The sequence below is a fragment of the Nonlabens ulvanivorans genome, from assembly GCF_032922765.1.
Classification (GTDB): Bacteria; Bacteroidota; Bacteroidia; order Flavobacteriales; family Flavobacteriaceae; genus Nonlabens; species Nonlabens ulvanivorans.
This window is the reverse complement of sequence record NZ_CP136694.1, coordinates 2,393,745-2,413,817: the sequence shown is the minus strand read 5'-3', so window position 1 is coordinate 2,413,817 and position 20,073 is coordinate 2,393,745. Positions and strand designations below refer to the sequence as shown.

General features: G+C 36.0%; 17 protein-coding genes. 8 read left to right on the top strand and 9 right to left on the bottom strand.

Features of this window, described 5'->3' with window-relative positions:
• Positions 1 to 71 precede the first annotated feature (71 nt).
• On the top strand, positions 72 to 770 hold the full coding sequence (locus tag R1T42_RS10865; protein ID WP_042294230.1) for a queuosine precursor transporter: 699 nt from the start codon (positions 72 to 74) through the stop codon (positions 768 to 770).
• The gene (locus R1T42_RS10860; protein WP_317290345.1) at positions 770 to 3,484 is read left to right on the top strand and encodes an AsmA-like C-terminal region-containing protein; all 2,715 of its coding nucleotides are present in this window, start codon (positions 770 to 772) and stop codon (positions 3,482 to 3,484) included. Before R1T42_RS10865 ends, R1T42_RS10860 begins: the two co-directional genes overlap by 1 nt.
• On the opposite strand, the gene R1T42_RS10855 is transcribed toward R1T42_RS10860, so the two are convergent.
• Positions 3,481 to 4,275, bottom strand: coding sequence for a DUF2797 domain-containing protein (locus R1T42_RS10855; protein ID WP_317290344.1), 795 nt, complete (start codon positions 4,273 to 4,275; stop codon positions 3,481 to 3,483). The genes R1T42_RS10860 and R1T42_RS10855 overlap by 4 nt on opposite strands.
• A gap of 62 nt (positions 4,276 to 4,337) precedes the next feature.
• On the opposite strand from R1T42_RS10855, the gene R1T42_RS10850 reads away from it, so the two are divergent.
• Positions 4,338 to 5,864: a GH3 auxin-responsive promoter family protein gene (locus tag R1T42_RS10850; RefSeq protein WP_317290343.1), complete on the top strand. Its 1,527-nt coding sequence runs from the start codon at positions 4,338 to 4,340 to the stop codon at positions 5,862 to 5,864.
• Between the two features lie 47 nt (positions 5,865 to 5,911).
• On the opposite strand, the gene clpX is transcribed toward R1T42_RS10850, so the two are convergent.
• The 8 genes from clpX to R1T42_RS10810 all read right to left on the bottom strand — a co-directional run bounded on the left by clpX (position 5,912) and on the right by R1T42_RS10810 (position 14,350).
• A complete protein-coding gene (gene clpX, locus R1T42_RS10845) occupies positions 5,912 to 7,153 on the bottom strand; it encodes an ATP-dependent Clp protease ATP-binding subunit ClpX (protein ID WP_006796248.1) in 1,242 nt (413 codons plus the stop codon).
• Positions 7,154 to 7,222: 69 nt separating this feature from the next.
• The gene (gene clpP / locus R1T42_RS10840) at positions 7,223 to 7,897 is read right to left on the bottom strand and encodes an ATP-dependent Clp endopeptidase proteolytic subunit ClpP (RefSeq protein WP_006796247.1); all 675 of its coding nucleotides are present in this window, start codon (positions 7,895 to 7,897) and stop codon (positions 7,223 to 7,225) included.
• Between the two features lie 87 nt (positions 7,898 to 7,984).
• On the bottom strand, positions 7,985 to 9,313 hold the full coding sequence (gene tig, locus R1T42_RS10835) for a trigger factor (protein WP_317290342.1): 1,329 nt from the start codon (positions 9,311 to 9,313) through the stop codon (positions 7,985 to 7,987).
• Positions 9,314 to 9,475: 162 nt separating this feature from the next.
• Positions 9,476 to 9,823, bottom strand: a complete 348-nt coding sequence (locus R1T42_RS10830; RefSeq protein ID WP_042244783.1) for a phage holin family protein — start codon at positions 9,821 to 9,823, stop codon at positions 9,476 to 9,478.
• Positions 9,824 to 9,904: 81 nt separating this feature from the next.
• The gene (locus tag R1T42_RS10825) at positions 9,905 to 11,497 is read right to left on the bottom strand and encodes a G-D-S-L family lipolytic protein (RefSeq protein ID WP_317290341.1); all 1,593 of its coding nucleotides are present in this window, start codon (positions 11,495 to 11,497) and stop codon (positions 9,905 to 9,907) included.
• Positions 11,498 to 11,510: 13 nt separating this feature from the next.
• Positions 11,511 to 12,767, bottom strand: coding sequence for an OmpP1/FadL family transporter (locus R1T42_RS10820; protein ID WP_317290340.1), 1,257 nt, complete (start codon positions 12,765 to 12,767; stop codon positions 11,511 to 11,513).
• A 101-nt stretch (positions 12,768 to 12,868) separates the two neighbouring features.
• A complete protein-coding gene (locus tag R1T42_RS10815) occupies positions 12,869 to 13,633 on the bottom strand; it encodes an alpha/beta fold hydrolase (RefSeq protein ID WP_317290339.1) in 765 nt (254 codons plus the stop codon).
• Positions 13,634 to 14,350, bottom strand: a complete 717-nt coding sequence (locus R1T42_RS10810; protein ID WP_317290338.1) for a pyridoxine 5'-phosphate synthase — start codon at positions 14,348 to 14,350, stop codon at positions 13,634 to 13,636.
• An 86-nt stretch (positions 14,351 to 14,436) separates the two neighbouring features.
• Here R1T42_RS10810 and R1T42_RS10805 point away from each other — a divergent pair, with 86 nt between their 5' ends.
• The 5 genes from R1T42_RS10805 (at position 14,437) to bamA (ending at position 20,069) form a co-directional block, all read left to right on the top strand.
• Complete coding sequence (locus tag R1T42_RS10805; RefSeq protein WP_036583744.1) at positions 14,437 to 15,093, top strand: CBS domain-containing protein; 657 nt, start codon at positions 14,437 to 14,439, stop codon at positions 15,091 to 15,093.
• Complete coding sequence (locus R1T42_RS10800; protein ID WP_317290337.1) at positions 15,093 to 15,968, top strand: NAD kinase; 876 nt, start codon at positions 15,093 to 15,095, stop codon at positions 15,966 to 15,968. Before R1T42_RS10805 ends, R1T42_RS10800 begins: the two co-directional genes overlap by 1 nt.
• Positions 15,969 to 16,070: 102 nt before the next feature.
• Positions 16,071 to 16,748: a type IX secretion system protein PorG gene (gene porG, locus R1T42_RS10795; protein WP_317290336.1), complete on the top strand. Its 678-nt coding sequence runs from the start codon at positions 16,071 to 16,073 to the stop codon at positions 16,746 to 16,748.
• A gap of 2 nt (positions 16,749 to 16,750) precedes the next feature.
• A complete protein-coding gene (locus R1T42_RS10790) occupies positions 16,751 to 17,485 on the top strand; it encodes an isoprenyl transferase (RefSeq protein ID WP_036583751.1) in 735 nt (244 codons plus the stop codon).
• Positions 17,486 to 17,489: 4 nt separating this feature from the next.
• Positions 17,490 to 20,069: an outer membrane protein assembly factor BamA gene (bamA, locus tag R1T42_RS10785; protein WP_317290335.1), complete on the top strand. Its 2,580-nt coding sequence runs from the start codon at positions 17,490 to 17,492 to the stop codon at positions 20,067 to 20,069.
• Positions 20,070 to 20,073: the final 4 nt, after the last annotated feature.

Here is a 20,073-nt window from a genome sequence, read left to right as displayed (position 1 = left end):
GAAGTGATGTCTAAAAATTTTGCAGCAAATTAAGGAATTATACGCAGCCTAAAAGCTACTTTTACATTAATATGAAAACTCTTTTGGGCGCAGATTTGCGCAAGGCACATCGTATTTATTTAGTTCTAGCGGCATTGTTTATATGTTCGCTAGTGGTATCTAATCTAATTTTTCAGAAGTTTTTTTATTGGAATCCGTTAGGGCTATTCAATTTTGAGATATCAGTAGGTTTATTACCATATCCTATTACATTTCTCATAACAGATTTAGTGAGCGAGATATATGGAAGACGTAAAGCAAATGATTTAGTACTTGCAGGAATTTTTGCATCGGTATTTAGCTTAGGAATTATTTATGTGGCAGATATGGCTCCTGCTACAGGATTTTCAGCCATACAGGATGATGTGTTTAATAAGGTTTTTGGTGCAACAACTATTGCTGTTATTGCGAGTATGCTTGCCTATTTATTTGCTCAGTTTGTGGATATACAGATTTATCATTTCTGGAAACGGTTAACAAAAGGAAAAATGTTATGGCTGCGCAATAATGCGAGTACCATATTTTCACAATTTGTTGACACTATGAGTGTGTTATTATTGTTATGTTACTATGATGTGATACCATGGGAGCGATTTTGGCCATTATTAGGTGCTGGGTTTTTGTTTAAGTTATTGGTAGCGTTGATTGATACACCATTATTATATCTGGGTGTTTTCATATTTAGAAGATTGTTTAAATTAGATATAGGAGAAGAAATTAAAATAGATTAATGAAAAAGTTTTTAAAAATATTAGGCGTCTTTTTACTCGCAGTTGTTGTACTTGTTGCAGCAGCACCATTCTTGTTTAAAGACCAAATTGCGACCATCATCAAAAATAAACTGAATGGTGCATTAGATGCTCAGGTTGAGTTTGCAGATGTGGATTTGAGTTTGTTTAGAGCCTTTCCAGATGCTAGATTACAGATTGATGGATTATCGATTATTAATAAAGCTCCATTTGAAGGCGATACTCTTTTTTATGGTAAAGAAGTGAAACTGGACTTACCAGTTGGTGATTTATTTAATGATGCCTCTGACCCTATACATATTAATGAATTAGTCATTAATGACGCGATCTCGAGACTTAAGGTAAATGAAGATGGTAAAGCTAGTTGGGATATTGCAAAGGTGGACTCTACCGCGGTTGTCGTAGAAGAGCCGCAAGATACGACTGCAGGTTTTAGTTTTGATTTAAATCACTATGAGATTAACAATACTGATTTTAGCTATGAAGATGTGGCTACTAAAAATAAATTAAGATTAATGAACCTGACACATTCAGGGAATGGAGATTTCTCTCTAGATAGTAGTACGTTAGATACCCAGACGAGTGCGCAAGTTTTTTACGGCATGGATGACATAGAATATTTATCTGGTCAGCAAGTAGAGCTAGATGCAGATATTTTAATGGATCTCGCAAATCAGAAATATACACTTCAAGAAAATGAGGTTTTAATTAATGATCTCAAGTTAAACCTCGACGGTTATGTGCAAATGGTAGAAGATGGTACGATGGTAGACCTAGCGTTTAAAACACCTAGTTCTGATTTTAAAAATTTCTTTGCAGTCATTCCTGAGGTTTATCGTAAAAATTTGGACGGTATTACCACCACTGGTGATTTTACGGTTAATGGTGTTATTAATGGTATGGTAGACGATGTGCATATACCAAAGATAGATATCAATATTATCTCTAATAATGCCTCTTTTAAATATCCTGACTTACCGCAAAGTGTTACTAAAATTGATATTGATACACAGATAAAAAATACAACAGGTCTTGCAGAAGATACCTATGTTAAAATAGGGAATGTTGCTTTTAACATAGGTCAAGATCGATTGAAAGGAAACGCGCTCATACGCAACTTGACCACTAATATGCTAGTAGATTTAAACCTGGACGGAACGTTGAATTTAGGAAACTTATCAGATGCTTTCCCTATGGGAGATGACATGAATCTAGACGGTGCTTTAGTAGCAGACGTGTCTACAAAGTTTGACATGAACAGTGTAGAACAGGAGCGCTATGAAAATATCAATACTAAAGGAACCGCAAGCCTTACTGACTTTAATTATGCCAGTGCAGATTTGAAAAATCCACTTTATATAGAGCGTGCAGATCTGGATATGAATAATACAAGAATCAAACTCGATAACTTTAAAGCAAAAACAGGAAATACAGATTTTGCAGCAAACGGTACGATAAGTAATTTAATGGGATTCTTGTTTAAAGATCAAGACCTTAAAGGAAGTTTTAAAGTCGATTCTAATCAGTTCGACACTTCTGATTTTATGACAGAAACAGAAGTTGAGACTACTGAAACTAATAGTGCTAATTCTGCAGCGGCCACTACAGAGGCGATAAAAATACCTTCATTTCTCAATGCAGATATGTCATTTAACGCAAATAAAGTTTTGTATGATAATCTCACTTTGACTAATGTAAAAGGTCTTGCTTTGGTTAGGGATGAAACGCTAACTCTAAATAATACCACTACAGATATTTTTAACGGTAACATCGGTCTTAATGGATCTGTAACTACTAAAGGTGATACGCCATTATTTAACATGGCGCTAGATATGAATGATCTAGATATTGCTCAATCTTTTGAAGGATTTGAAATGTTCCAAAAATTAGTACCTATCATACAGGCATTAAAAGGAAAGATAAATACAGAGATTAATTTAAATGGTCAACTAAATAATGACCTTACACCTATAATCAGTAGTCTTACTGGTGATGCTATTGCACAATTATTAACTAGAGAAATCGATAAAAACAAGGCGCCATTAATTGCAAAACTAGATGATCGCCTTAATTTTATTAATCTAGATAATTTGAATCTTTCAGATTTAGTGACTAAGCTTAATTTTAAAGATGGAGCTGTTCAAATTACTCCATTTGATTTTAATATTAAGGATATTAAAATTACCGCTAGTGGAGCACATAGCTTAACTAATGATATGAGTTATAAGCTAGATTTAAATGTGCCAGCCAGATATTTAGGTACTGATGGTGCTGCATTATTGTCTAAGTTGAGTGATGAGGATATTGATAAAATATCAGTACCGATACCTGTACAGTTATCAGGATCGTTTATGAAACCTGATGTTGATTTAAATCTAGATCTAGCCGTTAAAAACCTCACAAATCAAATCGTTGAGATACAAACGGCACGTATTAAAGATAAAGGTAAAGAAGCACTAGACGATGCTGTTACAGATATATTAGGTGGTAAAAACCCATTAGATGGTATTAAAGATGCAATTACAGGTAATAAAAAACCTAGCGATACCACGCAAACTCAAGTAAAGGACTCTACTGCGGTTACAAAACCTAAAGACACTACCGCTATAGGTAAAGCAAAGGAAGAGGCAGAGGATAAAGTAAAAGAAGCTGCCGGAAATATTTTAAATAATTTATTTAAAAAGAAAAAGTCTTAATCAATCGTTAGGTCCACCACATAACCTTCATGGCTGCGTACATTCATGACGTGGCCATCTTTAAAAATAAGGTACTGACCTTTAATTCCCTTTACAATTCCGCTGTGTTCTGGTGTTTTAGAAAGGTTTACCGTTTTTACCTTTGCTGGGTATTGTAATACAGGAAAGTTGATATGCATCTCGTTTTCTGGAGCTAGAATATACTCTTTTGCTTCCTCAGGGATGTGTTCGATGACGCTTTCGCGAAAGCGTAATAAATCAACATCTTCAATATCATTAGTCAACATTTTTCTCCAATTGGTCTTGTCTGCTACGTGATCTTTTAGGGCTACTTCAGCAATTCCAGCTAGGTAGCGATTAGGCGTTTCTAAAATAGCAATTGCCTCATGTGCACCTTGATCAATCCATCGAGTCGGTACTTGCGTTTTGCGTGTGACACCTACTTTTACATTGCTGGAATTTGCTAGGTATACGATGTGCGGTTTAAGCTGTACTTTTTTTTCATATTCTAGATCACGATCTTCCTCGTCTAAATGGGCACGACTCAGTTCTGGTTTCATGATCCAGTCGCCAGCTTGTGGTGCGCTAGTAAAACAATCGTAGCAAAATCCCTGACGCCATATTTTCTTATCCAGGCCGCAATTAAGACATTCATTTGCGACATGCTTGATTTGGATTTTTTTATCGAGCAGCTGGTTAACATGTATAAAGTTATCTTTAAAAACCCAATAGTATTGAACGGTTTCTTGTAGTTCGGTCTGCATTTTACGTAAGGTTCCTGTAACCAGCATAGTCGCTTTATGTTTTTAGTAGTATTTTAGTACGGTAAAAATACCCAAGTTTTTTCGGCTTTATGGCTATACCGTTAATCAATTCTGTAGTATCGTGGTTTCTTAAGAAACGTATACATGATATGGAGCTTTTTATGAAGCATCCACAAGAGTTGCAAAACAATCTGTTGATGGACATGATACGTTTTGCACGTCATACTGAAGTGGGAAAAAAATATGGTTTTGCAGATATGAAGTCATATCGGGATTTTGCAGACCGTGTGCCATTAGGAAATTATAATGATGTTCAAGATGATATTGAGCGTTGTAAAAATGGTGAAAACAACATTTTATGGCCTACACCTATTAAATGGTTTGCCATGAGTAGTGGTACCACTAGTAGCCGTAGTAAATTCATACCCGTAAGTCAGGAATCTCTTGAGGATTGTCATTATGCAGCGGCAAAGGATTTGTTATGTATGTATCTTAATAATAATCCTAATTCAAAACTGTTTAGAGGTAAAGGCTTGCGTCTAGGTGGTAGTAAAAAACTAGATAAAATAGCTGGTACTAGTGCTGGTGATTTAAGTTCTATATTAATAGATAATATGCCTTTTTGGGCAGATTATAGTTCCACACCAGGCAATGAGATTGCACTCATGCCCGACTGGGAAACTAAGATGCCAGCCATAGTACGAGAAACTATTAATGAGAAAGTAACCAGTCTTGCTGGTGTACCGTCATGGATGATGGTGTTGTTGAATAACGTGCTAGAAACTACTGGAAAAAACAATATCCTAGAAGTATGGCCTGATATGGAAGTATTCTTTCATGGAGGCGTGAGTTTTGATCCTTATGTAGATCAATATAAAAAGTTGTTGCCAGACGATAAAATCAAGTATTACGAGACCTATAATGCCAGTGAAGGATTCTTTGCCATACAAGATAGTAATGATAATAAAGAATTGCTGTTAATGCTGGATTACGGGATTTTCTATGAATTCATACCCATGAAAACTTATGGGAAACCAGATGAAAAAATCATCACCTTAGACCAAGTAGAAGTAGGAGAGAATTATGTTATTATCATTACTACAAATGGCGGTTTGTGGCGTTATAAAATAGGCGATACGGTACGTTTTACGAGTAAAGCACCATATCATATCAAAGTTACTGGTAGAACGAAGCACCATATTAATGTTTTTGGAGAAGAGCTCATCATAGAAAATGCTGAGGCTGCGCTTAAAAAAACAATGAAAGAAGTGCCATGCAGTATTAAAGATTACACGGTAGCACCCATTTTTATGCAAGGAAAAGAAAAAGGTGCTCACGAGTGGATGATCGAGTTTGATCACAAACCTACTGACTTGCAAAAATTTGCTCGAACGCTGGACCAAGAATTACAACAAGTCAACTCTGACTATGAAGCAAAACGAGCTGACAACATCACACTTACAGAGCTTAAAATTCACGACGCTAGTCCTGATTTATTCTATAACTGGCTCAAAGAAAAAGACAAACTAGGTGGACAACACAAGATCCCTAGATTGAGCAATTCTAGAGATTATATGGAAGAGTTGTTGCGATTGCAGTCGCAAATTCAAGCATAAAAAAACCTCATCATTTGATGAGGTTTTTATTATTTAAATAAGTGATATTAAACCACAGCCTTCAACTGTTTTTGAATACCGCTTTTGTTGAGTTTAGACTCAGCATAAGTTTTTGTGACTTTAAATTCTTTATCATCACTACTAGGTAAATCAAACATAGCGTCTGTAAATATCGCTTCACAAAGAGAACGCAATCCACGAGCTCCTAACTTATATTCAATCGCTTTTTCAACAATATAATCCAGTGCACCATCAGTAATGGTAAATGTAATATCATCCATACCAAAAAGCTTAGTATACTGCTTGATAATCGCATTTTTAGGTTCTGTAAGAATAGCTCTTAACGTACCTGCATCTAATGGATTCATATGTGTAAGTACAGGTAAACGACCTATGATTTCTGGAATCATCCCAAAATCTTTGACATCTTTAGGAATGATATATTTCAAGATGTTGTCTTGATCTTTTACATCATCATTAGACATACTAGCGCTAAAACCTACCGCTTGCATATTCAATCGCTTACGGATCACTTTTTCTATTCCGTCAAAGGCTCCACCAGCGATAAATAAGATATTCTCTGTATTTACTTCAATAAATTTCTGATCTGGATGCTTACGACCACCTTTAGGCGGTACGTTAACAACGGTTCCTTCTAGTAATTTAAGAAGTCCTTGTTGCACTCCTTCACCAGATACATCTCTAGTAATAGATGGATTATCACTCTTGCGAGCAATTTTATCTATCTCATCGATAAATACGATTCCGGTTTGTGCTTTTTCAAGATTATAATCTGCAGCTTGTAAGAGACGTGTTAAGATACTTTCTACGTCTTCGCCTACATAACCAGCCTCAGTAAGTACGGTAGCATCAACTATTGCTAGCGGTACATTAAGCATGCGAGCAATGGTTTTGGCAATAAGTGTTTTACCAGTACCGGTCTGTCCTACCATAAGGATATTGGATTTTTGAATCTCAATATCATCATCGTTATCTACTTGTAATAATCTCTTGTAGTGATTATAAACGGCGACAGACATCACTTTTTTAGTGAACTCTTGACCTATGATATACTCATCAAGAAAAGCTTTAATATCTTGTGGCTTGCGCAGTTTCAGCTCGGCATTAGTGATACCAGTTTCATCTTCTTTCTTGACATCTTCTAATACAATACCATGTGCTTGCTCAATACAACGATCACAGATGTGCGCGTCTAATCCTGCAATTAATAAATTGGTATCGGCCTTATTACGGCCACAAAAACTGCATTCCAGTTGTTCTTTACTCATAATTTGTAGTTTGTAGTACTTTGTTTTAGAATACGCTTTCGCGAAAGCGTAAACACTATAACAGATGTACTAGTCACGAGTTAGTACTTCATCAATCATACCGTACTCTTTAGCCTCGGCAGCCTTCATCCAGTAATCACGATCTGAGTCTGCATAGACTTTTTCATAAGTTTGCTTAGAATGCTTAGCAATAATAGTATAAAGTTCTTCTCTTAATTTAACGACCTCGCGTGCGGTGATTTCTATATCACTAGCTTGTCCTTGTGCGCCACTAGAAACCTGGTGGATCATCACACGACTGTGTGGTAAGGCACTGCGTTTTCCATCTGCTCCTGCACATAGTAAAACAGCTCCCATACTAGCAGCCATACCGGTACAAATTGTTGCAACATCTGGTTTGATAAATTGCATCGTGTCATAAATACCTAAACCTGCATAAACGCTACCACCTGGTGAGTTGATGTAGATTTGTATGTCCTTGTTTGCATCTGTGCTTTCTAAGAAAAGCAACTGTGCTTGTATAATGTTTGCTACTTGATCATTTACTCCAGTACCCATAAAAATGATACGGTCCATCATTAAACGTGAAAACACGTCAAAGATGGCGATGTTCATCTGGCGTTCTTCAATAATATTAGGAGTAAGATTAGTAGGGTACATGCTACCCATTATTTTATCGTAATACATCGGGTTGACACCTTGATCTTTTACGGCAAACTTTTCAAATTCTTTAGATATATCCATGTGGTAATATTACTTTTAATAAGGTAAAAAAGGCGTTAACCTATTGATAAAGTTAACGCCCTAAAGATAAGAATTATTCCATCGAGTTTATGACTCGTAGGCTTCCTTAATGAACTCTTCATAGGTAAGCTCTTTTTTCTTGAGCTTTGCGTTGTCCTTAAAGAATTGTAACATTTTTTCGTTTTGTAATTGCTCGCTCATTCTTTTTACCTCTTCTTGGTTTTGCATGATGCGTGCAACAACTCCATCTATCTCTTCATCACTAGCATCTGTATGACCATACTGTGCCATTTGTGCTTTGATTTGAGTACGAGAATAATCTTTTAGTTCTTCAAATTTTAATTGAAGATCTGGATTAGTCTTTAATATTTTAGATTCAATTAGCTGGTAACGTAGACCTTTTTCAGAACGCTCATACTCTGCAGCGGCTTCTTCTTCAGTCATAGGGTTCTCACCAGAATTTGCTATCCATCTCTTTAAAAAGTCTGCTGGAAGATCAAATTTTGTGTTTTCAATAAGTCCTTCAGTAACGTCTGTTAAGAGTTTTTGATCTGTTTGTTGAGAGAACTGGCGTCCAGCATCTTCTCTTAAACGTTCCATTAATTCTTCTTTACTTGAAATGACTCCAGGACCGAATAACTTATCAAAGAACTCTTGATTCATCTCAGCAAGTTCACGCTCGTTTACTTCTGTGATTTCAAAAGTAACTTTAATGTCTAGACCATGTGCTTTATCGTGTTCTACTTTTAAGAAGTTCATCAAATCGTGATCATCTTCAAAAAGGTTTTTAGTTTTTAGTTCTAAAGTATCACCTACTTTACTACCTACAAATTTCTTAAGGTTGGTCTTCCCTTTGATTTTGTCGGTTTTAAAGGTAGCGTCACTGTTGATGTCTTCATCATCATTACGGAAAACTCCAGTCACTTCGTTACCTTCGGCAACGGTATCCTTAGCAATTAATTTACCATATTGCTCACGGATACGATCAATTTGACGATTTAAAGTATCGTCATCTGTTTTGATCTCGTAGTGAGTAATGGTCTTTTTACCTTTTACATCTACATCAAATTGTGGAGCTATACCTAGTTCAAATTCAAAGGTAAAATCGTCTGCATCCCAGTTGATGTCCTCTTGAGCTTTAGGAAGTGGGTTTCCTAATAACTCAAGTTCTTCTTTAGTAATATACTCGTTCAATTGTTGCTGGGTCATTTTATTGATCTCTTCAACTAGAATAGGAGTTCTGTATTTTTTTCTGATTAAGCTAGCAGGTACATGTCCTTTTCTGAAACCAGGAATGTTTGCTGTCTTGCGATAATCTGCAAGTAACTTATCTACTTGTTCTTGATAGTCTGCTTTCTCAACAGTTAGTGTAAGCAACGCATTAAGTGCGTCTATGTCAGTGCGCTTGATATTCATTTAAAGACTTTTAAGTGCTGTTAAAATTGGGGTGCAAAATTACTCTTTATTTGCGTGTAATCAAATAGTTTGTAACAATGAACGGTTTTAAAGTCACGGTTTTAACTTGAATTTACATTTTTAGGATACAAAATGCTGCTGTAGCATGGCATCTTATGTCGATTAATCCTTGTCCTTTTCTAGTAGTTGAAACAATATAGAGCGACCGATAGCTAGTAGTAAAGAGAAAATAAAAGCCCATAAAAGCCCATCCACCTCAAAACCGCTTACTAGCCAATCTGCAAGTAAAATGATGATTGCATTGATGACTAAAAGAAATATCCCTAGAGTAATTATGGTCACTGGTAATGTGAGTATCACTAGAATAGGTCTTACTATAAAGTTAAGAAGTGATAATGAAATGGCAACTAAAATAGCACTTAGATATCCATCGGTACTTACTCCTGGTAATAGCTTTGAAAGCAATACAACTAATAGTGCAGTTATTAACAGCTTGATTATAAATTTCATAATGTATGATTTAGGTGGTAAAAATAAAAAAATCCGTCTCAGTAAAACCGAGACGGATTTTAATAAATTATTGAACTGATTTTAGTTTACAGAATCACTAGTTTGAATGGAGCGGTATGCACCTATGTTAACCTTAGGAACGTTAGCGTCATATTTAGCGTTTATTGCATCTATAATAAAGTTTGCTGTAAGAGCATATCCTCTTGGTGTTGGGTGAACACCGTCTAAAGAAAATGCACCACCTGTCGCATAAGTAGATGTTAAAACACCACCATTAAAAGATACACCACCGTTAGCTACTTGTGAAAGAGCTGTTCTAGCATCTACAAAAGCAAGATCGTTTGCAGCTGCAAGAGCTTCTAGAGTAGAGTTGTATGCTGTTTGAGCTGTGCTTATAGCAGTTTGTTCTTCGGGAGTTAAAACCCACTGATCTTCTAATGGGAATGTAATACCGTTTACTGATAACTGACCAGCAGTTGCTTGATCAAGACCTAGAGCTACTAACTCTTGGAATCGTGTACTGTTAAGCTGTGCAATTACAGTCTGACTAGTGAATACTAATAGGTCGTCCTCAGTTGCTTGTCTTGCTTGTCCATATTGCTGACCAAAAAGAGCCGCTTGTTGAGCAGGAAATCCGCCTCCTATTAAAACCTGTGTAAGTTGTGCTGATATATCTGTCAATGATTCGTCTTTAATTACTACTGCACTTGCAGCTGTGGTAGAAAAAGTAATCGATCTTTCTGGCACACCTAAAAATGCAAAAGCTTGATTTAATGCGCCAAATTGAGCATTTAAAGCTGGGATTTGAGCGGCAAAATCTGGATTTGCTGGGCTTAATGGTGCAAAAGGAACAGTTGTAAAGAAAGGTATTGAAGTTACATCTGGAATGTTAACTAAAGCGCCTTTAGCTCCGTTTGCTGTTAGTGCCGTTACATATTGAGATACAGCACCTGCAAATACATTAGGGTCTGTAATGTCATTACTCCCATATGATGTTGGGTCAAAGTTTCCAGTTTGATCAACTCCTATACCACCAGAAGTAGCAAAAGATAATATGTCATTATTACCTATCCACAGAGTGAAGAAGCTTGGGTTTGCTGCAGCGGCATCACCTATTATTGTAGCAGACGGACTAGAAGCAAAACGTATGTAATAAGGGTTAGCATTAGGAAGTGCAGCTATGTTACCATAAGTATCTGCTCCTAAGTGGAAACTCTTAGCGCCTGGAACGCCATAGTTGTTCAATTTACCAGTTACAGTGTTGGTAATGTCTGTTGTAGGAGCTTCTCCTGTGTAAACCGCAGGTCCAGGACTACCGTCAGGTCCAATTGCTAAAACGAATCGATTACCAAATCCAGGGATAGGAACTCCACCTGCAAGCAATCCACCAGCGTTGTCATTTACTAACGGTTGGATAAATTCACCACCACCAGCAAGTTCCATTTGACCAGCCATTATTGCTGGAAAAGATTTTAATTGAGCGTCTAGATAAAGTGCGCCATCTGCATAACCAGATGTTAAAGAGTTACCTACTGACACGTAGTTTGAAAAATCTGCTTCACCAGAGGTGTATACTCCAGCTTCATCAATAGGATTATCAAATTCTACCTCACAACTTACTACCGCAGCTGCTGCGATAAAAAGTCCAATATATTTTAAATTAAATTTTTTCATCATCATTGTTTTTTTACATGCTGTATGTTACTCCTATACCAGGAATAAGCGCTTGTGATTTATAAGTTCCGCCAAAAGAAGAAGGTGCCGAAGCTCCCGGATCTGTAAAGAAGTCATACGATTCATTTACTTCCTTAAATCTTAAGTAAAGGAATGAAGCATCGATAGCAAGTTTAGAATTAACTTGATAAGAAAGTCCAAATGTGTATCCTGTAGAGTCGTTACGTGGTGTCTCTGGCGCAAAATAACCAGATTGTACAGGAGATTCATCATAGTACCATCCGGCTCTTAAGGTAAGATTGTCAGTTGCTAAATATTGAGCACCTAATCTCCATGAAGAAGAGTCTTTGTAGTTTCTAGGATTGATAGAAGTAGATCCATTTTCGAAAACTAGATCTAGACTTTCGTACTCACTCCATAATGCACGATTGTAATCAAATGCAAGTAAAAGTTTATCGTCAAAAAACTTATGACTAAGTCCTACAGTGATTTCTGCTGGTAAAGGAAGTGTCGCTGTAAATCCTGTCTCACCGTTAGCAGGTGTTAATGCAGAGTTAGGGAAATTAGAGAATGTCGCTGTACCTTCTGTACTTTCTATATTAATTAAAGAACGGTAGTTGAAACCAAAAGTGAAACGATCATTAGGTGTAAACATTAAACCTGCGGTCCAACCCCATGCAGTTACACCTGAATCATCAATACCTACATTTGAACGGTTACCTTGCTCATCAGTAAGTGATTGGCCAGCGTTTCTGTTAAAGGTAACTCCGCCTATCGCTAGAATCGGTCCACCACCTATACTAACGCTATCAAATAGTTGATAAGAAATAGTAGGTTGTATGAATATAGCGCTTAGTTCAATTTCATTTACTAAATGAGAACCTGACCAATCTGTAGGCCATGTTACATTACTACCAAAAGGAGTGTAAATACCTAAACCTACAGCAAGCTTTTCATTGATTTTATAAGTTCCATAAGCATAAACAGGAGTACCTGTAGGGCTGTCAGTTTCTGAAGAAGTTCCGAATTCTGAGTTTTGAAAAGAAACGCTTGAAAAAACGCCAAATCCACCAGCACTAAAATTAATTTTATTTTCTAGATGTACCAGTCCTGCTGGGTTAAAAAAGAGAATGTCAGCACTATTAACTACGGCTACACCAGTGTGTCCCATGGCTAACTGTCTATTACTCTGTGTGCTTACTCGATATCCACCAGCATAGGCCATTGTAGAAATCAAAAGAAGCACTGCTAAAGCTTTTAATTTATTCATAATCAGATTGTTATTAAAAAAATTGGGGTTTTGTTAAGTCAAATTTAATATTTTAAACTTCTTACGCAAGCGTTTTCGTTATTATTATGCTTGCATAGTATTTAATCTGTAAGAAAATTTGTGACTGTATTATAGAAAATTTCAGGTTGTTCTGCGTGTAGCCAGTGTCCTGCATCGGGTATTGTTTTTAAGTCCGCTTTCGCGAAAGCGTGTTCTATAATTACGAAATCGTTATCGTTAATGTATCCTGAATTTGCACCTCTAACAAACAGTGTAGGGATATTTATTTGATTCTGGATCGGTTCTTGAAAACCAATCATCTCTTGACTGTCACCTAATACTTCCAGATTAAAGCGCCAACCATATCTATTTTTATCTATTCTATATAAACTTTTTAATAAGAATTGTCTCGTGCCAAAATCTGATATACGTAGGGCGAGCTGCTCATCTGCTTCTTTACGACTTTTTATTTCATCAAAGTTGATGGATTTTAATCCATTAATGATATCACTGTGATGAGGAGCATAGGTTTTAGGAGCAATGTCTGCAACAACTAGTTTTTTAATAAGTTGAGGAAAGTCTGCGGCCACTTTCATAGCAACTTTTCCACCCATAGAATGGCCTAATAAATAGATGTTCTCCAGTTTATGTTCTATACAATAATCATGAACGTCTTTTGCAAGTAGTGTGTAGTTAAAGTCTACACTGTGTAAACTACGTCCATGATTGCGCTGGTCTATTAAATGAACCTCATAGCCGTTTTCACTCCATTCTTTACCAAGAGTTTTCCAATTGTCTGCCATGCCTAAAAAACCATGTAGAATAATAAGAGGTTTTCCTTCTCCTAAAATAATTGAATGCAGCATCTAGTCTGTTAATCTGGATTTATACATATTCACAACATTTTCAAGTCCTATGTAGAGGCTTTCTGATATAAGAGCGTGGCCTATAGAGACCTCTAGTAGTCCGGGCACGTTGTTTTTAAAATACCTCATGTTTTCTAGTGATAGGTCATGACCTGCATTTATTCCTAGGCCTAGTTCAAGCGCTTTTTGAGCAGCTTTAATATAAGGTGCAACTGCTGATTCCTTGTTGATAGGGTATTGTTGCGCATAAGCTTCTGTATAAAGTTCTATGCGATCTACACCAGTTTTTGCGGCGCCTTCAACCATTTCTATTGTTGGATCTACAAAAATGCTAGTTCTTATGCCTTGATCTTTAAAATGTTTTACGATTTTAGTTAGATAAGCTTCATTCTTTATGGTGTCCCATCCAGCGTCTGAAGTTATGGCGTCTACTGCATCTGGTACTAATGTAACCTGTGCTGGTTGAACCTCGTCTACTAGTGCGATAAATTTCTCATTAGGATTACCTTCAATATTTAATTCTGTCTGAATCACCTTTTTAAGATCACGAGCATCTTGATATCTAATATGTCTTTCATCTGGTCGAGGATGTATGGTAATACCTTGTGCGCCAAATTGCTCTATGTCTAATGAGCATTTTATTAAGTCAGGTACATTTCCTCCACGAGCGTTACGCAGCGTGGCTATTTTATTAACATTTACACTAAGTGCGGTCATAATAATTTATTGAGTTTCAAAAATACAAAGGATTCACCGCAACGAGTAATCACAGAAATGATTAATTTGCAAAAAAAGCTTGTTAAATGAACATTCAAGAATACATTATTAATGATGTGAAGCCGCTTCAGGTTACAGATGAGGTTACGGTGTCTCAAAATATATTCTCGCAATTGACCTATTCCCATCTTCCTGTAATGGAGAATGAGGTTTACATTGGCTGTGTTTCTGAAAACGATGCGCATTGTTTTGAATCTGGATGTACATTAAAAGATGTAAAGTATGCGCTAGACACTTTTTATGTTATGGTTGACACACATTGGTTAGATGTGCTGGAGGCATTTGCACAGCATGATTGTAATGTGATGCCAGTGCTAGATGATAATAATCAATATTTAGGTTATTATGAACTTAAAGATATTTTGCAGTTATTTAATGATTCTCCTTTTTTATATGAATCTGGAGCTGTAATCGTACTAGAAAAAGGTACAACAGACTATAGTTTTAGTGAAATTACTCAGATTATTGAGTCTAATGATTCTAAGTTATATGGTTGTTTTATTAGTGGTTATAATGATCATTTAACTCAGATAACTGTTAAGGTCAGTGCAGAAAATGTTAATCAAGTGCTACAAACTTTTAGAAGATATAGTTATGAAGTAGTCAGTGCTGCAGAGGAAGATACCTATCTCGATAATCTTAAAGAACGATCAGATTACCTTAATAAATACCTTAACATGTAATGAAGAAAATCGCTATTTACGGTCAGTATCTTCAAGAGGATAGTCTTTCTACTATTGCCAGTGTTCTTAAGCAATTGCATTTACGTGATTGTGATGTTTATATGGAGCAGGACTATGTTTCCCTTATTGGGGATAAGATTGATTTAAACATGGCAGGGACTTTTAAATCATTAGATACTAGTTTTGATTTAATGATCAGTATAGGAGGTGATGGTACTATTTTAAGAGCTGTATCCTATATCGGTAAGCTTAATATTCCTGTAATGGGAATTAATACTGGGCGACTTGGATTTCTCGCGACATTGCAGTCAGAAGAGTTAGAGCTCGCTTTTACTTTATTATTCAATAAAAAATACCGTTTAAGTAAACGCAGTTTAATCACAGCAACCTCTAAACATCCAGAAAATCATCTGGTACCAGATAACTTTGCACTTAATGAAGTAACAGTAAGCAGACAGAACACCACGAGTATGATACAAATAGAAACTCATCTTAATGGTGAGTTGTTAACATCATATTGGGCAGATGGGTTGATTGTTTCCACTCCTACAGGTTCTACTGGTTATAGTTTAAGTTGTGGTGGACCGGTAATTACACCAGATACTAAGGCATTGGTCATTACGCCTATAGCGCCTCATAATTTAAACGCACGACCGTTAGTCATTCCTGATGAAACTGTTATTACCGTAAAAGTTATGGGTAGAGAAAATGAATTCCTGGCCTCTTTAGATAATCGTATTGCTTCATATCCAGATGAGACTGAAATCACTTTAAAAAAGGCAGATTTCACCATTGATTTAATTGAATTAGAGCACGTGAGTTTTATAAAAACCATTCGTCATAAATTACTTTGGGGAGAAGATAAACGTAATTAGACAATAATTTTAAAGAAACCTAGTTTTACATTACTCACAATCATGCATGTTTACTCATGTCAGGTAATGAGAATTGTTATATTTGCACGTTTTAAAATTTCCATGCGTTTATTATTAGTTAGTTTTCTTTTTTGTTTCGCTTTCGCGAAAGCGCAAACCTATGAGGTAGGCCTTTTTACAGGTGGTAGTAATATCATTGGTGATGTAGGTAGCACGCAGTTTATAGATCCTGTAGATCTTACCGTAGGTGGTATTTTTAAATGGAATCGTAGTGATCGTCACAGCTTTAGAGCTTCGTTAATATTTTCTAACATGGTAGGTGACGATAATGATAGTGATGATATATCAAGAGATTTAAGAGGTTATAAGTATAATTACAACCTAATAGAAGCAAGTGTAGGGATTGAATATAATTTTTGGGAATGGGAACTTTACACGGGTAAACCTCAAATCGTGCCCTATATTTACACAGGGATTACTGGTTTTCAATATGAAGGCTTTAGATTAGATCAAGCTAGTAATCAACTAGTAGAAGATGACACAGATAGAGGATTAGCAATTCCGTTTATTTTAGGAGTAAAGTATAATATAGCACCTAAGCTGGTCTTAGGATTAGAAGCTGGTGTGCGATATACGTTTACAGATAACCTAGATGGTAGTAATAACGAGGATTTTGAAAATGTAAGCTTTGGGAATATTAACAATAATGATTGGTATGTATTCTCTGGTGTAACGTTAACTTATGCATTTGGTAGAAAACCTTGTTATTGTAATTTTTAAGAATGGATAAAAACGTACTACATACCCATAATATACCACAGCATGTAGCTGTAATTATGGACGGTAATGGTCGCTGGGCAAAAAAACAAGGCCTCATGCGAGTGCGAGGACATGAAAAAGGAGCAAAAGCTGTAAGAGAAACAGTTGAAACCTGTGCAGAGTTAGGTATCAAGAACCTGACTTTGTATGCTTTTAGTACAGAAAACTGGAAAAGACCTAAGCTTGAAGTAGATACTCTTATGAGATTACTGGTGTCAAGTCTTAAAAAAGAACTTCCTACTTTACAAAAAAATAATATTTCCCTTAAAGCAGTAGGTAGTCTTGAATTATTGCCTAAAACGGCACAAAAAGAACTTCAAGAAGTAATTACTGCTACAGAAAATAATAATCATATGAACTTAACTCTAGCCCTTAGTTACGGGTCACGTGAAGAGTTGATTACAGTTATTAAAAATGTAGCAAATAAGGTAAAAGAAGGAGAGATAGAAGTTGAGAATATCAATCAAGATACGATTAATGGTTTATTGTATACTAATTACATGCCAGACGTAGACCTATTGATTAGAACAAGTGGTGAGCAACGTATAAGTAACTTTTTGCTGTGGCAGATCGCTTATGCAGAGCTTTATTTCACTGATGTACTTTGGCCTGATTTCAGGAAAGAACATCTTATAGAGGCATTAAAAAATTATCAAGACCGAGAACGTAGATTCGGTAAAACGAGTGAACAATTATAGAATAATGACAAGACAGCTAGCACACTCGCTACTTATAGCAGTAGTATTTTTATTAGGAACTACTATAAAGGCACAACAGGCAGATACACCTATTGGAAACGCCACAAAATATAAATTAGGCGATATTACTGTAACAGGTAGCCAGACTTATAACGAAAACACCGTAATTGCCTTCACAGGTCTACGCAAAGGAGATGAAATTTATGTTCCAGGTCAGCGATTAAGTGATGTGGTTAAAAAATTATGGGATTTAAAGCTATTCAGTGATATTAGATTCTATAAAACCAGTGTCATTCCTGATCCAGATGGTGGTGAGTTAGAAATCATCAACCTTGAATTAAATATTGTTGAGGTTCCTAACTTAAGCAATGTAGAAATAACTGGTATCAAAGAACGAAAAGCTAAAGACTTAAGAGATGAACTTAAGCTTACTAGTGGCCGTAAAGCAACCGAAAACCTGGTTACCAACACACGTAATTTTATTGAAAATAAATACAAAGACGACGGTTATTTATATGCAGATGCTTTAGTTCGTGTACGCGAAGTAATCGATACAACAGATCAAAGCACTAATCGTGTTGATATGAAAATCGATATTAATAAAGGTGAGAAAGTAAAAGTTGAAGAAATAACTTTTACTGGAAACCAGTTGATTGAAGACAAGAAGTTGCGTAAAGCAATGAAAAACACAAAACGTCGCAATCCTTTTAGGTTATTAAAAAGGTCTAAATATATCGAGGCAGACTATCAAGAAGATTTAAGCTCTGTTCTTGATATGTATAAAGAAAGAGGTTTTAGAGATGCCCGTATTATAGGAGATACTCTTATAAAAAACAGTGATAAAAGGATTTCTCTAGATATAGAGGTAGAAGAAGGTAAAAAGTATTATTTCGGTAATATAGAGTTTGTAGGGAATACTGTTTACACAGACGATCAATTAAGGAGAATATTGCAAGTTGATAAAGGTGATGTGTATAATGGAGTAGCATTTTATGACCGTATTAGTAATCCACAAGATCCAGACTCTGATGATATCTCAAATCAATATCAAAATACGGGTTACCTATTCTCATCTGTAAATGCTGTTGAAACACGAGTGTATAATGACACCATAGATTTTGAAGTACGTATAGTAGAAGGTGAAGAAGCCTTCTTTAATAACATTACCGTTACTGGTAACACAAGAACTAACGACCATGTCATTTATAGAAATTTACAAACCACGCCAGGTGAAAGATATTCTAGACAAAAAATTATTAATTCAATTCGTGAATTAGGTCAGCTAGGATTCTTTAATCCAGAAACGATTAATCCACAACTTAAAAATGTAAGTCAGCAAGACGGTACTGTCGACGTTGAATTTGAATTAGAAGAAGCAGGTGCTAGCCAGATCGAACTACAAGGTGGTTATGGTGGTGGTGGTTTTGTGGGTACACTAGGTTTACGTTTCAATAACTTTTCTTTGCGTAACATATTTAATGGCGAGGCTTATGAGCCAGTGCCTATGGGTGATGGACAAACTCTTGCCATTAGAGCACAAGCAAGTACAATATTTAGAACCTATAGTTTGAATTTCACTGAACCGTGGTTAGGTGGTAAGAAACCAGTTTCATTTAATGTTTCGTTTTCACACAGTGAACAGTTCCGTGTTAATCAGCAAAATTTCAGAGAAGTCGATCGTAGTCAGCGATTCTTAATTACTGGAGGAACCATAGGGATTGCTAAACGTTTAGAGTGGCCTGATAACTATTTCCAATTTTCACAAGCTTTATCATTCCAACATTATAACTTGAAGAATTATCAAACTTCTTTATTTAATTTTCCTAATGGTTTTTCAAACAATCTAGCATATACCATCGGATTAAGTAGAAATAATGTAGGTGTAAACCCAATTTTCCCTACCTATGGATCATCATTCTCAATTACTGCAAAGTTAACTCCGCCATATTCCTTATTCAACGGTGTTGATTATGCTACATTAGAAGATCAAGAAGAATTCCAAACTAATGGTGAAGCTGATTTAGCAAAAATTGATCAAGAACGATTTAAATTCTTAGAATATTACAAAGTTAAATTTCAAGGTACTTGGTATACTCGTCTATATGATAAACTGGTATTGCAAACTAATACAGAGTTCGGTTTCCTAGGAGCTTATAATCAAGATCGTGGTCTTGTACCATTTGAACGTTTCTTTGTAGGAGGTGATGGATTAGGTGCGTTCTCATTAGATGGACGTGACATTATAAGAATGCGTGGATATGATAACTCATCATTAACTACAAATGCAGATGGAGATACCGTTTATAATAAATTCTCTTTTGAGTTGAGATACCCTATATCTTTAGAGCAAGCAGCATCTATTTATGTATTATCATTTGCAGAGGCAGCAGGTAGTTATAACAATTTTAGAGACTATAACCCGTTTGAGGTTCAGCGATCTGCAGGTGCTGGATTGCGTATATTTATGCCAGCCTTTGGATTGTTAGGTATTGACTTTGGATATGGTTTTGATAAAGTACCTACAGCAGTAAGTAATGATCCTAGTGGATGGAATGTTCACTTCATCATCGGGCAACAATTTTAAGAAT

Excerpts from the sequence above, each read along its gene's own strand:
- R1T42_RS10825 (WP_317290341.1), bottom strand. The coding sequence starts at position 11,497 with ATGAAAAAATTTAATTTAAAATATATTGGACTTTTTATCGCAGCAGCT.
- bamA (WP_317290335.1), top strand. The coding sequence starts at position 17,490 with ATGACAAGACAGCTAGCACACTCGCTACTTATAGCAGTAGTATTTTTA.
- R1T42_RS10865 (WP_042294230.1), top strand. The coding sequence starts at position 72 with ATGAAAACTCTTTTGGGCGCAGATTTGCGCAAGGCACATCGTATTTAT.
- clpP (WP_006796247.1), bottom strand. The coding sequence starts at position 7,897 with ATGGATATATCTAAAGAATTTGAAAAGTTTGCCGTAAAAGATCAAGGT.
- R1T42_RS10830 (WP_042244783.1), bottom strand. The coding sequence starts at position 9,823 with ATGAAATTTATAATCAAGCTGTTAATAACTGCACTATTAGTTGTATTG.
- R1T42_RS10860 (WP_317290345.1), top strand. The coding sequence starts at position 770 with ATGAAAAAGTTTTTAAAAATATTAGGCGTCTTTTTACTCGCAGTTGTT.
- R1T42_RS10800 (WP_317290337.1), top strand. The coding sequence starts at position 15,093 with ATGAAGAAAATCGCTATTTACGGTCAGTATCTTCAAGAGGATAGTCTT.
- R1T42_RS10850 (WP_317290343.1), top strand. The coding sequence starts at position 4,338 with ATGGCTATACCGTTAATCAATTCTGTAGTATCGTGGTTTCTTAAGAAA.
- R1T42_RS10820 (WP_317290340.1), bottom strand. The coding sequence starts at position 12,767 with ATGAATAAATTAAAAGCTTTAGCAGTGCTTCTTTTGATTTCTACAATG.
- R1T42_RS10810 (WP_317290338.1), bottom strand. The coding sequence starts at position 14,350 with ATGACCGCACTTAGTGTAAATGTTAATAAAATAGCCACGCTGCGTAAC.
- R1T42_RS10815 (WP_317290339.1), bottom strand. The coding sequence starts at position 13,633 with ATGCTGCATTCAATTATTTTAGGAGAAGGAAAACCTCTTATTATTCTA.
- clpX (WP_006796248.1), bottom strand. The coding sequence starts at position 7,153 with ATGAGTAAAGAACAACTGGAATGCAGTTTTTGTGGCCGTAATAAGGCC.
- R1T42_RS10790 (WP_036583751.1), top strand. The coding sequence starts at position 16,751 with ATGGATAAAAACGTACTACATACCCATAATATACCACAGCATGTAGCT.
- R1T42_RS10855 (WP_317290344.1), bottom strand. The coding sequence starts at position 4,275 with ATGCTGGTTACAGGAACCTTACGTAAAATGCAGACCGAACTACAAGAA.
- R1T42_RS10805 (WP_036583744.1), top strand. The coding sequence starts at position 14,437 with ATGAACATTCAAGAATACATTATTAATGATGTGAAGCCGCTTCAGGTT.
- tig (WP_317290342.1), bottom strand. The coding sequence starts at position 9,313 with ATGAATATCAAGCGCACTGACATAGACGCACTTAATGCGTTGCTTACA.
- porG (WP_317290336.1), top strand. The coding sequence starts at position 16,071 with ATGCGTTTATTATTAGTTAGTTTTCTTTTTTGTTTCGCTTTCGCGAAA.